Annotated in this window: 16 protein-coding genes; 2 read left to right on the top strand and 14 right to left on the bottom strand. The window is 62.8% G+C overall.

The window, feature by feature from the left end; all coding sequences use genetic code 11:
• Positions 1-15: 15 nt before the first annotated feature.
• The gene (locus PJE01S_RS23515; RefSeq protein WP_068836146.1) at positions 16-255 is read right to left on the bottom strand and encodes a hypothetical protein; all 240 of its coding nucleotides are present in this window, start codon (positions 253-255) and stop codon (positions 16-18) included.
• A gap of 97 nt (positions 256-352) precedes the next feature.
• On the bottom strand, positions 353-823 hold the full coding sequence (locus PJE01S_RS23510; RefSeq protein WP_245660956.1) for a helix-turn-helix domain-containing protein: 471 nt from the start codon (positions 821-823) through the stop codon (positions 353-355).
• A gap of 46 nt (positions 824-869) precedes the next feature.
• Here PJE01S_RS23510 and PJE01S_RS23505 point away from each other — a divergent pair, with 46 nt between their 5' ends.
• Positions 870-1,724 (top strand): XRE family transcriptional regulator, encoded by an 855-nt coding sequence (locus PJE01S_RS23505; RefSeq protein ID WP_068836145.1) that lies wholly within the window; start codon positions 870-872, stop codon positions 1,722-1,724.
• Positions 1,725-1,837: 113 nt separating this feature from the next.
• A complete protein-coding gene (locus PJE01S_RS23500; RefSeq protein WP_068836144.1) occupies positions 1,838-3,211 on the top strand; it encodes a sensor histidine kinase in 1,374 nt (457 codons plus the stop codon).
• Positions 3,212-3,216: 5 nt separating this feature from the next.
• Here the strand turns inward: PJE01S_RS23500 and PJE01S_RS23495 are convergent, their stop codons facing one another.
• From PJE01S_RS23495 to PJE01S_RS23440, 12 genes are all read right to left on the bottom strand, one after another.
• Positions 3,217-3,801 carry a LuxR C-terminal-related transcriptional regulator gene (locus tag PJE01S_RS23495; protein WP_084389733.1) on the bottom strand — a complete coding sequence of 195 codons (585 nt, stop codon included), beginning with the start codon at positions 3,799-3,801 and terminating at the stop codon, positions 3,217-3,219.
• A 203-nt stretch (positions 3,802-4,004) separates the two neighbouring features.
• On the bottom strand, positions 4,005-5,324 hold the full coding sequence (locus tag PJE01S_RS23490; RefSeq protein WP_068836143.1) for a tryptophan--tRNA ligase: 1,320 nt from the start codon (positions 5,322-5,324) through the stop codon (positions 4,005-4,007).
• 33 nt (positions 5,325-5,357) lie between these two features.
• Positions 5,358-6,026, bottom strand: a complete 669-nt coding sequence (locus PJE01S_RS23485) for a site-2 protease family protein (RefSeq protein ID WP_068836142.1) — start codon at positions 6,024-6,026, stop codon at positions 5,358-5,360.
• Positions 6,027-6,058: 32 nt separating this feature from the next.
• Complete coding sequence (locus PJE01S_RS23480) at positions 6,059-6,694, bottom strand: L-threonylcarbamoyladenylate synthase (RefSeq protein WP_068836141.1); 636 nt, start codon at positions 6,692-6,694, stop codon at positions 6,059-6,061.
• A gap of 10 nt (positions 6,695-6,704) precedes the next feature.
• Positions 6,705-7,610: a DMT family transporter gene (locus PJE01S_RS23475; RefSeq protein WP_068836140.1), complete on the bottom strand. Its 906-nt coding sequence runs from the start codon at positions 7,608-7,610 to the stop codon at positions 6,705-6,707.
• Complete coding sequence (locus tag PJE01S_RS23470) at positions 7,607-8,470, bottom strand: 3',5'-nucleoside bisphosphate phosphatase (RefSeq protein ID WP_068836139.1); 864 nt, start codon at positions 8,468-8,470, stop codon at positions 7,607-7,609. The genes PJE01S_RS23475 and PJE01S_RS23470 overlap by 4 nt, the downstream gene beginning before the upstream one ends.
• Positions 8,471-8,554: 84 nt before the next feature.
• On the bottom strand, positions 8,555-9,334 hold the full coding sequence (locus PJE01S_RS23465) for an aspartate/glutamate racemase family protein (protein ID WP_068836138.1): 780 nt from the start codon (positions 9,332-9,334) through the stop codon (positions 8,555-8,557).
• A gap of 13 nt (positions 9,335-9,347) precedes the next feature.
• Positions 9,348-10,061, bottom strand: coding sequence for a GntR family transcriptional regulator (locus PJE01S_RS23460; RefSeq protein ID WP_068836137.1), 714 nt, complete (start codon positions 10,059-10,061; stop codon positions 9,348-9,350).
• Positions 10,058-10,942, bottom strand: a complete 885-nt coding sequence (locus tag PJE01S_RS23455) for an ABC transporter permease (RefSeq protein WP_068836136.1) — start codon at positions 10,940-10,942, stop codon at positions 10,058-10,060. The genes PJE01S_RS23460 and PJE01S_RS23455 overlap by 4 nt, the downstream gene beginning before the upstream one ends.
• A gap of 112 nt (positions 10,943-11,054) precedes the next feature.
• Positions 11,055-11,975 (bottom strand): ABC transporter permease, encoded by a 921-nt coding sequence (locus tag PJE01S_RS23450; RefSeq protein ID WP_068836135.1) that lies wholly within the window; start codon positions 11,973-11,975, stop codon positions 11,055-11,057.
• A gap of 172 nt (positions 11,976-12,147) precedes the next feature.
• A complete protein-coding gene (locus PJE01S_RS23445) occupies positions 12,148-13,431 on the bottom strand; it encodes an ABC transporter substrate-binding protein (protein WP_068836134.1) in 1,284 nt (427 codons plus the stop codon).
• Positions 13,432-13,508: 77 nt separating this feature from the next.
• The coding region (locus PJE01S_RS23440; protein ID WP_157090463.1) for an ABC transporter ATP-binding protein at positions 13,509-14,259 on the bottom strand (751 nt) is incomplete at its 5' end.

Genomic DNA, 14,259 nt, shown 5'->3' with positions numbered 1-14,259 from the left:
GTGTTCGTGGGGCGCTCATTGGGCATCTTCTGATTGGCAGAACGGTTCAAAACCGGGCAACGCCTGGCAGTTCGCAGTGACGCCATAGCGCAGGTTGGTCGCCTGGTCGCGACTTTCCACAAAGCCACCAGCCTCCAGCGCATCCATAGCGTGCTGGACTTCGTGCGGTGCGCAGGTCGGCCTCCAGTGATGCTTGAGCATGTCCAGCGTCCACCAGCCGCCGCTCTTGCGCAACCGCAGCCACAGTGCGCGCACGTCCTGGGTGATGGGGTTCCCATGATTGGCATCTGGTTCTGCCCAGGAGTGCACGGTACGGCTGGCGGTGATTTTGTGGTGTTGCTTGGCAGGGCCTTTATTGCTGGGAGTGGGGAAAGCCGTCGTTGAGCGGGCCGAAGTTGCCGGCGCTCAACTCATGCGAGACCTTGCGGGGTTGTTGCTTGTGCTGGTACGGCATGGTCACCGTGATCTTGCGGGTCTGCTGAAAAGCAAGCGCTCGGTCAGCGGGATTCAGGTAGCGTGAAGGCCACAGGTCTTCCGGCTTTCTATCAAGCGCTTTTGCCACCAATTGCTCGGCCGCCAGCCAGGGGCTGGTCAGTACGCGCTGTATATGGCTGTAGCCGTTCTCAATGGCTATTTTTCGAAGGCTGGTGCCGCGCTTGTGCAGAGCAGCAATGACATCGGCGGGGTGCATATCTTCTTGTATGGGTGTCGATTTATTTGTGCTCATACCCATTATTTTCAGCACAAATAAATTGAAGTCAACAAATTTTTGCTCAAGAATTTGTTTTGATGCTGGCGCTTCTATGCTTTTCCTGATGCGCAATGGGTTGTGTTTGCTTTTTTGTGTCTATCGACACAGAATAGTGTTCATGAGCACAAAAGAAACAGCGCCGGCACAGACTGGTGATGCCAAGCCGTATTCCTTCGAGCCGGTGCCGCCGGCCAGCGTTGAAGAGCCTATTGCCTGGTATCTCCGCCAAGCCGCTGCAGCGGCTGACAAGGCAGGCCTGAAAACGGTGCGGACCGAAGCCAGGACAGCCTTCATGCGCCAGTTTGGTCAGCGTTGCAAGATGGCGCGGGGCGCAAGGGAAATCAATGACGTGGCGGCCACTGTTGGCGTTCACCGCAATACCATCTGGAACATTGAGCGTGGCGATAGCCTGCCGGATGCATTTGAGCTTGAAGTGCTCGCCAAGGAATACAACACGACCCCAGCGTATTTGCTGGGCGGTGAGCGGCCGGGCAAGGCCCAGCCCACCGCAACGGTGCCTAAAGGCCTGCGTGCGGTGCAGATCGATGCGTTTATTTATGTGCCATTGTTCGACCTCCGGTCCTCGGCCGGCAAGGGCGCATTCAATGACATCGAATCGGTGGTTGCGATGCGCCCCTTTGATGCCCACTTCATCCGATACGACCTGGGCATTTCCCACAACGACATTGCCATGTCCATGGTGGCGGGTGTCTCCATGGAGCCGTGGCTGCACTCAAAAGATGCCGTCCTGACAGACTTGCAGGACCATGATGCCCTCACCGAGGGCGTTCATATGGTCAGGCTAGACGGAGCCCTGCTGGTGAAAAAGCTGCAGAGGCTGCCAGGGAAAATACTGCGCGTGAGCAGCTATAACCCGGCCTATGAGCCGTTTGACATTCAGGGCCATGAAGATCCCGATCGGGATTTCGCGGTGCTTGGCAGGGTGCGTTGGGCCGGGGTGACTTTTAACTGATTGCGGCGGATGGAGGCAGCACATTTCAACGCCCTGAGTTGCATGCAATGCCGTCCATGAGCCGCTCGGGTAGTAAAAGACTGGCAGTAAGACGCGACGGTAAACTCGCATTCATGGACTTCACTGCAGCGACTCGGTCCGCCACCGGCGACAACGTTTCGCGTGAGGCGTGGGTCGAGATGCAGCTGATTCAGACGTTCATGCGCTACGCCCGGCCCGCCCTGCATGCGGCGCTGGTGCTGATCGTGATCATGCTGGCCATCCTGCATGGAGGCGTTGAGCCGCTTGGCCTTTGGCTGTGGGCGGCGGCGGCCACTGTGATCACCCTGGTGCGCTACGGCGTCATCAGCGTCTACCACCGCAAATTGGTGGGCGTCTCCGGCCCGCCGCTGCGGGCCTTCATGGCGCGCTATGGGTGGACATGGTCCCTGAGCGCCATGATCTGGGGCGCTTCGATGTTCGTTTTTTTCCCAAGGGCCCCGCTCCACGACCAGTTTCTCTGCATGCTGATCCTGGTGGGCCTGGCGGGCTTTGCCGTGGGCACTTTTGCGTCCTGCCTGTCCTGCTTCACCGCCTATGTCAATGGACTGGGCCTGGCGGTGGTGGCCTCCCTGGCCTATGAGTTGCTCACGGAGCGCGGCCTGCCTTCGACCTTCAACATCTACGCAATGGTGGCGCTGGTGTTGATTTACTGGACCGTGATCCGGGTTGCCGGCCAGCGTTTTCATGAAGTGCAGCGCGCCACGCTCGAACTGCAGTATGACAATTCGGCGCTGATCGCTTCCCTGACGGAAAAGAGCCGCGCGGCCCTGGAGGCTGTGGAAATCAAAAATCGTTTCATTGCCAGTGCCGCCCATGATTTGCGCCAGCCCGTGCATGCGCTGGCCCTGTACGCCGACTGGCTGGCCGCGGAGCCGGAATTTGTTGCGCAGATCGCCCCCAAGATTGTCCGCTCCACCAAGGCGGTCAACGACTTGTTCAACTCCCTGTTCGACCTCGCCGGGCTGGACACCGATCCTTTGAGGGTCATCCGGCAGGAGATTGATCTGGCCGGCCTGCTTCAGGACCTGGAAGTGCAATATGCGCCGCTTGCCCAGGAGCGTGGTCTGCGATTCCGAACCCGGATCGCGTCGGGCCGGGTGAGCTCTGATCCGGTGCTGCTCAAGCGGCTGGTGGGCAACCTGCTGTCGAATGCGCTGAGAAACACGCACCAGGGCGGTGTTCTGCTGGCGTCGCGACGCAGGCATGGCGCATGGTGCATCGAGGTCTGGGATACCGGCGTGGGCATTGCCAAGGAGCACCAGCAGGCGATTTTCCAGGAGTTTTACCGCATCCCCCTGCCGGGAACGGAAGAGGGCTTTGGGCTGGGGCTGGCCATTGTTTCGCGCCTGAGCCGGGCGCTGGGCCACCCCGTGGGCATGGCTTCAAAGCCCGGGCGGGGCAGCGTGTTCTGGGTGGAATTGCCGCCGGCGCCGCCGCAGCGTTAACCGGCTTACAGCAGGCCCTGGGTGCGGGCGAGGTGGCTAGCCTGTGAGCGGCTCTTGACGTTCAGGCGGCGGAACAGGCGCCACAAATGCACTTTCACGGTGTGCTCGCTGATCTGCAGTTCTTCGGCGATGTCACGGTTGCTCATGCCCTTGTCGAGCATCACCAGCAGCTGCTTTTGCCGCTTGGAGAGTTTTTCCGTCGGGGTGGTGGACTCCGGGTCCAGCTCTTCGCTCAAAAAGACGCGCAACACGTTGGAGATTTCCGTGGCGCCTGCCGATTTCTGGATATAGGCATCCGCGCCGGCTTCTATGGACAGGTCTTCGTAGTCCTGGGCCGGGGCCGCCGAGAGCACGATCAGGGGGACATCGGGGAACTGGTGTTTCAGTTCGCGAACACCCGAGACGCCATTGGTGTCGGGCAATTTCAGGTCCAGGCAGATCAACTCCGGCACGCCATGCTGCTGGACAGCGGGCATGACGGCCGCCAGCCGGTCCAGCTCGGTCACAGTGGCCTTGCTGCTCAAGCGGCGTATCAGCATGACGACGGCCTCCCGCATCAGGGGGTGGTCATCTATTACAAAAATACTCATTAATTCAGGTCTGAAGTATTGTTTCGCAGGGTTGATGAGCATAACCGTGGAAAGTAAAGTTGTGGTGTTTTGAAAAAATCAGCAAGTTGGTATCTTTTAACGCCTATTTCTTTCGGCAACAAGCACTTTCGCATCCCATCACGCCGTATGGCGTTCCTGCAACGGCCCTGAGGCGTCTTTTTCCGTTCCCGCGCGCACCAGGTTCAGGGACCGGCTGGTGTCAAAAACCGCAGGGCGGCGTCCAATTCGCTGGCCGAGATGCCCGGCGCGGTTTCTACCCTGCCCTGTAGCGCGGCCAGCGCCGCAGCGCCTTCTTTTTGCAGGGCTGAAATGGCCTGTGCCGCTTCCTGGGGCGAGTCAAAGCCCTGGCTTTGCAGCAGCAGGCGGGCGTCGGCACCCAGCAGCTTGAAATGGAACTTGCCGTCTTTTTCGCGGTATTGCTTGAAGGCCGGCGCAGCGGTTTTGGCGGCTTTGCCTTTGGGGGCTGCCGTGGCCGTTGTGCCAAGATTGCGCAGGCCAACCGCTTGCCGCAATTCGCGCATGAATGGCGTGGCCACCGCGCGTGCCTTCTGGGCGCCCGCCTGCAGGATGGCTTCGATTTCGCCGGGATGGCTGATGAGCGCCTGGTAACGCTCGCGCATGGGGGCCACTTCCTGGTCGATGCGTTCAAACAGCATTTGCTTGGCATCGCCCCAGGCAATGCCGTCGGCATAGGCCTGGCGCAGCACCGCCGTCTCTGTGGCGCTGGCAAAGGCCTGATAAATCTGGAACAGCGCCGAATCTTCGACGTCCTTGGGCTCGCCAGGTGCGCGTGAATCGGTCAGTATGCCGGCGATCAGCTTGCGCAGCTGCTCAGGCGGCGAGAACAGGGGAATGGTGTTGTCGTAGCTCTTGCTCATCTTGCGGCCGTCCAGGCCGGGCAACAGGGCCACAGACTCTTCCACCACCGCTTCGGGCAGCACAAAGTGCTCGCCATACAGGTGGTTGAAGCGCTGCGCCATGTCGCGCGCCATTTCAATGTGCTGGACCTGGTCGCGCCCGACCGGCACCTTGTGCGTCCTGAACATCAGGATGTCGGCACCCATGAGCACCGGGTACATGAACAGGCCGGCCGTGACGTCGGCATCGGGCTCATTGCCGGCGGCTTCGTTTTTATCGACCGAGGCCTTGTAGGCGTGGGCACGGTTCAGCAGTCCCTTGCCGGTGACGCAGGTCAGCAGCCAGGTGAGCTCAGGGATTTCGGGGACATCGGACTGGCGGTAAAACGTGGCGTGTGCGGGGTCCAGGCCGGCGGCCAGCCAGCTGGCGGCAATTTCCAGGGTGGAGCGCTGGATGCGTGCCGGGTCGTCGCACTTGATCAGCGCGTGGTAGTCGGCCAGGAAGTAAAAGCTCTGTACGCCGGGCAGGCGGCTGGCGGCCACCGCGGGGCGTATGGAGCCCACGAAGTTGCCCAGGTGGGGCGTGCCCGTGGTGGTGATGCCCGTGAGGAAGCGTTGGGCGGAAGCGGTAGAGGCGAGGGTCATACAAAGGGTGCCAGCAAGAGGTCAGCGAACAAATTAGCGGAGCAGCGAGAGCAGGGGCGACATCAGGAGGTTGATGACCGCGTAGCCCACCGACATGAGCGGTCGCAGCCACAAGTTGCCCACGACGCCGGCGATGACCAGGCCCATCACCACGAAAAATCCCCAGGGCTCAATGCGTGCCACCCATTGGGCCTGCTTCCAGGGCAGCAGGCCCACGAGAATGCGGCCGCCGTCCAGCGGGGGCAGCGGGAACAGGTTGAAGGCCCACATCACCAGGTTCACGGCAATGCCCGCTTGCGCCATTTCGATGAAGAAGCGCTCCTGGGTGCCCGTGCCGGCCAGCAGCACCAGAAGCACGGCCCACAGCAGGGCCTGCGCAAAATTCGACGCGGGGCCGGCGAGGGCGACCCAGATCATGTCGCGCTTGGGGTTGCGCAAGGCCCCGAAATTGACCGGAACCGGCTTGGCGTAGCCAAACAGAAAGGCGCCCGAGGTCGCGAAATACAGCAGCAGCGGCATCGCGATGGTGCCTATAGGGTCGATGTGCTTGAGCGGGTTCAGCGTGATGCGGCCCTGTACGTAAGCCGTGTTGTCGCCAAAGTGGCGGGCCGCATAGCCGTGCGCGGCTTCATGCACCGTGATGGCGAACAGCACGGGCAGTGCATAAATGGCGACGGTTTGAATCAGGTGGGCTATATCCATGCCCTGATTGTCTCAGACGCGCCGCGCGGCTTTTACAGGCCCAGCGCGGCCAGATCGCCACGGCCTTGGCGGATCACCACCGGCTCTCCGCCGTTGGTCATGGGCGTCAAGTCAATCACGGTGGTGGGCGCCTTGTAGCAGGCGCCGGCGTCAATCACGGCGGCCAGTTCATGCTCCAGCTGGCTGTCAATGTCCTGGGCGTCACTGAGCGGCTCGGTTTCGCCGCGCGGAATGAGGGTGGTGGCCAGCAGCGGCCCGCCGTGCAGCTCCAGCAGGGCCTGCAAGGCCTTGTGCTCGGGCACGCGCAGGCCTATGGTCTTGCGCGAGGGGTGGCTGACGCGGCGCGGCACTTCCTTGCTGGCTTCCAGAATGAAGGTGTAAGGCCCGGGCGTGGCCGCCTTGAGCAGCCGGTATTGCTTGTTATCGACGCGCGCGTAGTTGGCCAGTTCGCTCAAGTCCCGGCACAGCAGCGTGAGGTGATGCTTTTCGTCCACGCCGCGAATGCGGCGCAGGTGGTCGACCGCCGCCTTGTCGTCCAGGTGGCAGACCAGCGCGTAGCTGGAGTCGGTGGGCACGGCCGCGATACCGCCGCGTTCCAGCAAGGCCACCGCCTGCTGGAGCAGCCGGACGTGGGGATTGTCGGGATGAACTTCAAAAAACTGGGCCATGGCACACCTCTCAGGATTCCGTTGGCTGAATGGCGACCCGGCTTTCGCGCACCGCCAGCCAGGCGCCGGCCGCACCGCACACCGCGATCATGCCCATGCCGAGCATGGACAGGTGGTCGGGAACATGGGAAAACGCCAGCCATCCGCCCACCATGGCAAAGCCGATCTGGGCGTAGAGGAAAGGCGTGAGGGTGGATACCGGCGCACGGGCATAGGCCAGAATCATCATGAAATGCCCGACGGTCCCCATGAAGCCCATCAGTCCCAGTCCGGCCCACAGCGTCCATGAATCCAGCGAGGTCCAGGCAAACGGCAGGGCCAGTGACACGATGAGCGTGCCCACCCAGCCGGTGTAGAAATGCATGGTGACCGGGTCTTCGGTGCGCGCCAGCCGGCTCGTCAAAATCTGGAACCAGGCATTCGAAACCACCAGACCCAGCGGCAGCAGCATGGCCCAGCTGAAACGCTCGCCACCCGGGCGGATGATGATGAGCGTGCCCGCAAAGCCGCCAGCCACCAGGGCCCAGCGCAGCACGGAAACCCGCTCGTCCAGCGCGAATGAAGCCAGCACGGTCATGGCCAGCGGCGTGATCATGACAATCGCCGTGAACTCGCCCACCGGCATGTACCTGAGGCTGAAGAACGCGAACATGCTGCTGCTGAGCAGCAGCACACCGCGCAGGCACTGAAATTTTGGATGGACCGTGGGTGGCAGCGACCAGCCGCGCCTGGGCAGCACGACCACGGTGGTGGCAATGGCCTGGAAGGCATAGCGAAACCACAGCGCCATCAGCACGGGCACGCTCAGGGTGATGGCCTTGGTGGTGGTGTCCAGCACGGCAAAGCAGGCCAGGGCCGCCACCAGCAGTGCAATGCCCGCCAGCGCGTGGGGCGGCGTTCTGGCGTGGCCGCTCATTCCTGAATGCGATCTGACAGCAGTTCCCACACCGGGGTCAGGTCGCCCGGCAAAAATGGCAGGGCGCCCAGGTCGGTGCGGCTCTCGCCGGGGCTGTGGAAGTCGCTGCCGCGCGAGGCGGCCAGGCCGAATTCCCTGGCGGTTTCGGCATATTTCACGTATTCCTGCGGGGTATGGCTGCCGGTGACGACTTCCACCGCCTGGCCGCCATGCGCCTTGAATTCGGTAAACAGCGCGTACTCTTCATTGGCCGAGAAGTTGTAGCGCCCCGGGTGCGCAATGACGGCGACGCCGTGCGCCTGCGTAATCCAGGTCACGGCATCCCGCAGCGTGGCCCAGCGGTGCGGCACATAGCCGGGTTTGCCTTCGGTCAGGTATTTGCGGAAGACCTCGGGCGTCTCGCGGCAAACGCCTGATTCCACCAGAAAGCGGGCAAAGTGCGTGCGCGAAATCAGTTCAGGGTTGCCGACAAACTTCAGCGCGCCTTCAAAAGCGCCATGAATGCCGACCTTGGCCAGCGACTCGGCCATTTCCCTGGCGCGCTGCTCGCGCCCGCCCCGGGTGTTGCGCAGGCCTTGCTGCATCTCTGCATCGTCGGTATCGAAGCCCAGGCCCACGATGTGCACGGTTTCGCCGGCAAAGGTGACGGAGATCTCGGTGCCGGTGAGGTAGTGCAGGCCTTGCGCCTTGGCGGCGGCGGCGGCACGGTGCTGGCCGCCGATTTCGTCGTGGTCGGTCAGGGCCCACAATTCGACGCCGTTGGCCTTGGCGCGCTCCGCGAGTATTTCAGGGGTCAGGGTGCCATCGGAGACGACGGAATGGCAATGCAGATCAGCGTTGAGAATGTTTTGGGCGCGCACAGATCCATTTTAGGCTTTCTGCCTGGGCCGCGCTTGGACTGGCCGGTATGTCCGCTGCTTGTTCAGACCGAGGCGCCAAGAGGTTCAGTGGTGTGGTCCTCGCGGGGACGAGGCGTCAGGCCCGGTACGCTGCAGTCCCAAGGCGATGAGTTCGGGCGAGAGCTTGTCCCAAGGTACATCGAACCCCGGTGCGCTGCGTTGAGCCGGTGGCGCATGGGTGCGCAAAGCCCAATGGGCGCCGGCAAGCACGCTGTCGATGATGGGGACGCTCAATCCGGGCTGAATGGCCGCCGCCATGCCTGCCAGGCCCGCCCCGCCCAAAATGACGGTTTGCGCGCCGAGCTGGCGCACCGCATCGCGGCAAGCGTGGCTGAGCAAGGCGCTCGCGGCTGCAGGGTCTGCAGCAAGTTGCGCGCCGGTCGGTGCGACGGTGTGGATGCCGGTCAGTAGCGGCGCATAGCCCAGTGCCTGGGCCAGCCGCTGCAGCATCGGCCCCCAGCGTTCGCCGCCGGTGACGATGGCGAAACGCCCATGGCGCGCGGCCTCGATGAACGCCGCTTCGGCCAGGCCGGTGACGGGCACTGGGCTGCTCTCGCGCAGCGCCAGCAGGCCCGGGTCGCCAAAGCAGCCGATCAGCACGGCATGGGGAGGCCCCTCCGGCCCGGTCAGCGCGGCGGCCCAGGCGTCCAGCGTGGCATGGGCGGCCACGGCATAGCTGGCTTCGTCCGAAATATAGGGGGCACCGAAACGCGCGGTGACGGTGCGTACCTGCACGTGCAGCCCGGCGGCCGCCTGCACGTGGGTTTGCAGCCGCGCGCTGACCGAGGCCGAGGTGTTCGGGTTGATGACCAGCAGCTTGCGCATGTCCCGGGCTGCCCTACACCGTGCCGGCAAACAGCGTGGACAGGTCGGGTGCGTCGTCCGCGGGCGGCGTGAATTGCAGCTGGGACTCCAGCCGCGTCAGGTGCTCGCGCATGTGGTGCGCGGCTTCCCGGGCATCGCGCAGGCGGATGGCGTCAAGCAGGACACGGTGTTCGCGGCAGCCGCAGGCGGCGGCTTCGTCACGGCTGCGCTTGTGGGCCGTGTGGTAGGTCATCAGGATGAGCGACGTGCGCGACGTGAGCTCGCGCAGGATGCGGCCCAGCGTCTGGTGGCCGGCACGCTCGGCGATCTGCAGGTGGAAGTCGCCCGACAGCCGGATCGCGCGGTGCATGTCGCCCGCCAGGCGCGCGGCCTCCTCGTCGTCGATGCAGCGCTTGAGCTGCTGCATGTCGGCCTCGCTGGCGTTGGCGATGAACAGTTCCACCAGTGTGGGCTCGATCAACCGGCGCACTTCGAAGACTTCGCGCGTCTCCTGCTCGGTGGGCTGGGCGATGGTGGCGCCGCGATTGGGGATGAGGGTGACCACCTGCTCATTGGCCAGGCGTGCCAGCACCGGGCGGATGCGTGTACGCGACACGCCGAATGCGCTGGCCAGCTTGTCTTCCACCAGCTTGGTGCCCGGCGGCAGGCGGTGGTCGAGGATGGCCGAGACCAAGCGTTCATACATCGCGCTGTCGGTCAGCGGTGTTGCGGGCGTTGCCTGGCTCATCGGGTGCCTTTCTTCTGCCGCCGGCCCAGCCACGTGGCCAGGCCAACGGCCACGCCCATGACGAGCAAGGACACCAGGGTGGTGACCGTGCCCAGTGCGTAGATGGACGGCGTGGTGACGGTGGTGGTCAGGCCCTGCAGCTCCAGCGGCAGGGTATTGACATCACCAATGGCCTGGGAGGTGCGGGCGATCTCATCCCAGCTCAGGGTGAAGCCGAACATGCCTATCCCTACCACCGACGGCGCGATCAGCGGCAGCACCACATGGCGAAAGCCCTGCCACGGCGTGGCGCCGAGGTCGCGCGCGGCTTCTTCGTAAGCGGGGTTGAAGCGATTGAAGATGGCAAACATGATCAAGAGGCCAAACGGCAGGGTCCAGGTCAGGTGCGCCCCAAGCGCCGAGCTGAACAGACCCAGCGCCGTGCCGTACCCCTCCAGCGCGCCCGTCATCCCCAGCAGTTCAAGCGCTTTCTTGAGGCCGGTGTCAAGCAGGCGGAACTCCAGGCCGATGCCCAGCGAGACAATGATGGACGGCATGATCAGGCTGGCCACCACCACCAGAAACAGCAGGTTGCCGCCCGCGAGCTTCTTGCGAAAAGCCAGCCCGGCCAGCACCGAGAACACCACGGTGAACGCCATCACCGCCAGGCCCAGGCCGAGCGAACGCTTGAGCGCCGCGCCGATATCCACCACGCCCAGCCCTTCAGCCAGCTTGTAGAACCAGTGCAGCGACACGCCGCGCAGCGGGAAGGTGAGACCGCCCTCAGGCCCCTGAAAACTCAGCACCACGATGACCAGCATCGGCCCGTACAGAAACAGCACGAACAGCGCAAAGAGCAGGGCCAGAAACCAGAAGCCGGCAGGGCGTTTGTCGTTGCTCATGTCAGTGCCCGCCCGGCCGCCCGAAGGGCACTGAGCGCCCCTTCGGGGGGCAGCGTATTACACGAAGTGTTCTCGAAGAGCGGCGAAACCAAAAGCGTGGGGGCTGTCATTTCTAGAGCTCCTTGCGAATGTCAACCAGCCGGGTCAGCGCCCAGATGATCATCAGTACCAGCGCCAGCAAAATGACGGCATTGGCCGCTGCCAGCGGGAACTGCAGGTAAGAGGTTTGCACCTGAATGATCTTGCCGACGGAGGCGATCTGCTGCCCGCCCATGACGCCAATGGTGACGAAGTCGCCCATCACGATGGTGATGACGAAGATGGAGCCGATGATGATGCCGGTGCGCGACAGCGGCACGATGACGTTCCACAGCGTCTGCCAGCTTGAGGCGCCGCTGTCGTTGGCCGCTTCAATCAGGCTGCGGTCTATGCGCATCATGGAGTTGAAAATCGGCACGATCATGAACATGGTGTACAGGTGTACAAAAGCCAGCACCACCGAAAAGTCGGAAAACAGCAGCCACTCAATCGGCTGATTCACCAGACCCAGGCTTTGCAGGCTCTGGTTGACCAGGCCGTTGCGGCCGAGCAGCGGCACCCACGAGATCATGCGAATCACATTCGACGTCCAGAACGGGATGGTGCACAGCACGAACAGCAGTGTCTGCACGCTTTGCGAGCGCACATGAAAAGCCAGAAAATAAGACACGGCAAAGCCGGTCACCAGCGTGATCAGCCAGACCAGAAAGCTGAACTTGAAGGTCGAAAGATAGGTCTTGACGGTGACGCACAGGTCGGAGGTGTTGCCGCAGCCCTCGAAGATGGAAACATAATTCTTCAGGGTAAAGCCCGGCAGCAATTCGTATTCGTTGAAGTCCCAGAAGCTGACCATCAGGATCAACGCCAGCGGGATGAGAAAAAACAGCACAAAAACCGCCGTCAGCGGCATGGCCTGCCACCAGGCGGCCAGCGCACGCGCAGGCGCAGGCGCTTTGGCTGGGGCGGAATGGGCAGCGACAGCAGGAGCACTCATAAATATCCAAATGGTTGAGTTGCGCTCACCCGCCGGCGTCCGGCATCAGGGCAAGCGAAGCGATGCCTGTTCCAGGACACCGCGGAACCGGCTTTGCCGGGCCGCAAGTGTCGTCCCCTGCAAGGGGAGAGGCCGCTACACGCGGTGAGCGGCAACAGGGGTGTGCATACCTCTAGGCCGCTACAAACTCATTCCATTTCTGGACCATGTAGTTGTTTTCGTCCATCACGGCATTCCAGCAGGCGATGCCGCCCATGCGGGTTTCGTAGCTGCCGCCGTCGCGCACGGTACCGGTCTTGGCCAGCACATCGCCATTGGGGCTCTTGATGTCCTGGCTGGCGGGTTTGCCTTCCATCCAGTAGGCCCATTCATAGGCTTCCATCTTGGCCTTGGCGGTTTCGAGCACGGCGCTGTAGTAACCCTGGCGGTTCAGATAGGCGCCAGCCCAGCCGTCGAGGAACCAGTTGATGAATTCGTAGGCACCGTCGAGCTTCTTGCCCGAGAGCGTGGCCGGCAGGCCGAAACCGGCCGCCCAGGCGCGATAACCTTCTTTCAGCGGCTGGAAGTTGCAGGCAATGCCCTTGGTGCGCACAGCCGTCACGGCGGGCGACCACATCGACTGGATCACCACTTCGCCCGAGGCCATCAGGTTGACGGACTCGTTGAAGTCCTTCCACAGGCTGCGGAACTGGCCGGCTTTTTTGGCTTCGATCAGGGTCTTGATGGTGAGGTCGATTTCCTTCTTGGTCATGTTGCCCTTGTCGGGGTACTTGTACAGGCCCATGGCCTCGACCACCATGGCCGCATCCATGATGCCTATGGACGGAATGTTCAGGATGGCGGCCTTGCCCTTGAACTCGGGGTTCAGCAGTTCGGCCCAGGAGTTGATGGGGCGCTTGATCAGGTCGGGGCGGATGCCCAGCGTGTCGGCGTTGTACACGGTGGGGATGAGCGACATGAATTGCGTCGGGCTCTTGGCAAACACCTTGCTCTTTTCGCCCTCCAGAAAAATCACTTTCTTGGGTGCCGTTCCCTGGTCGCCCACGGCCTTACCTGCCACCATGCCGGTGGTGAATAGCGAGGTGATCTTGTCGGCATTCTTGATGCGCTTGATGTCTATGCCCTTCAGGTTGCCGGTGGGCACGATCTTCTTGAGCGAGAAATATTCGGTGTCGATCAAATCGAAGCTGTTGGGCGCGGTCACGGCGCGCTTGGTCACGTCATCGGTGGTGACGGCCACGTACTGGATGGTGATGCCGGTGTCGGCCTTGAATTTTTCGGCAATGGCCTTGTCCTGGTTCACGGCGGTGCCGAGGTAGCGCAGCACGATTTTTTCCTGGGCATGGACCGCCGGGAAAATGCCGGTGGCCAGAATGCCGGCCGTGCCCTTGAGCAGGGAGCGGCGTTGCAGATGGCCCAGAGGGATGTCGGTGGTATCGGGATTCGAGTCGGACATGGTGGGAACTCCTGGTGGCGTGCTGAAATCTTCTTGCGAAGACGGGGTTGAGAACAAGGAACGAGAAACAGTTGCCGTCAGAGCACGGCGGAGAGTTGCGGGCTGGGCGTGGTCTTCAGACTGTGAGCCGCCTCTGGCGCCCAAGACAGCTGAACGGCTTCACCCAGCGAATAGGGCCGGGCCGCAAACGCCGCTTCTGACACCATCACCGACAACTCGGCCGTGGCATGGGCGGTTGGTGACACGCCCGGGTGTTGCAGACCCAGCAGCACATAGGTGCCCTGGTATTCGACATCCGTGATGACGGCGCGTTTGCTGTGCAGTCCGTCGGGCGCAGCCTGGCTGGCGGGCGTGACCTGCATGTGGTCGGTGCGTACCCCGATTTTTCCTGCAGCGGTGTCCAGCACGTTGTGGCCACCCATGAAGCGGGCCACGAATTCGCTGGCCGGGCGGTTGTAGATTTCATGGGGCGAGCCAACCTGTTCGATCAGCCCGTGGTTCATGACCACCATGGTGTCGGCCAGCGCCATCGCTTCTTCCTGCGAATGGGTGACGTGGATGAAGGTCAGGCCCAGCTCTTTTTGCCAGCGGCGCAGCTCGGCCCGCATCTGGATGCGCAAAAAAGGGTCGAGCGCCGACAGCGGCTCGTCGAGCAGCAATACCTTCGGCCGGGTGATCAGGGCGCGGGCAAGTGCCACCCGCTGTTGCTGGCCACCCGAGAGTTCGGCCGGCTTGCGATTGGCCAATGCCCCCATGGCCACCCGATCGAGCAAGTCTTTTGCCCGGGTGTGGCGCTCGGTCTTGCCCACGCCCTTCATCTTCAGGCTG

It is taken from the genome of Polaromonas jejuensis NBRC 106434 (assembly GCF_001598235.1).
GTDB lineage: Bacteria > Pseudomonadota > Gammaproteobacteria > Burkholderiales > Burkholderiaceae_C > Polaromonas > Polaromonas jejuensis.
Note: the sequence above shows the minus strand (reverse complement) of the source record. Positions and strands in the feature narration are given on the sequence as shown.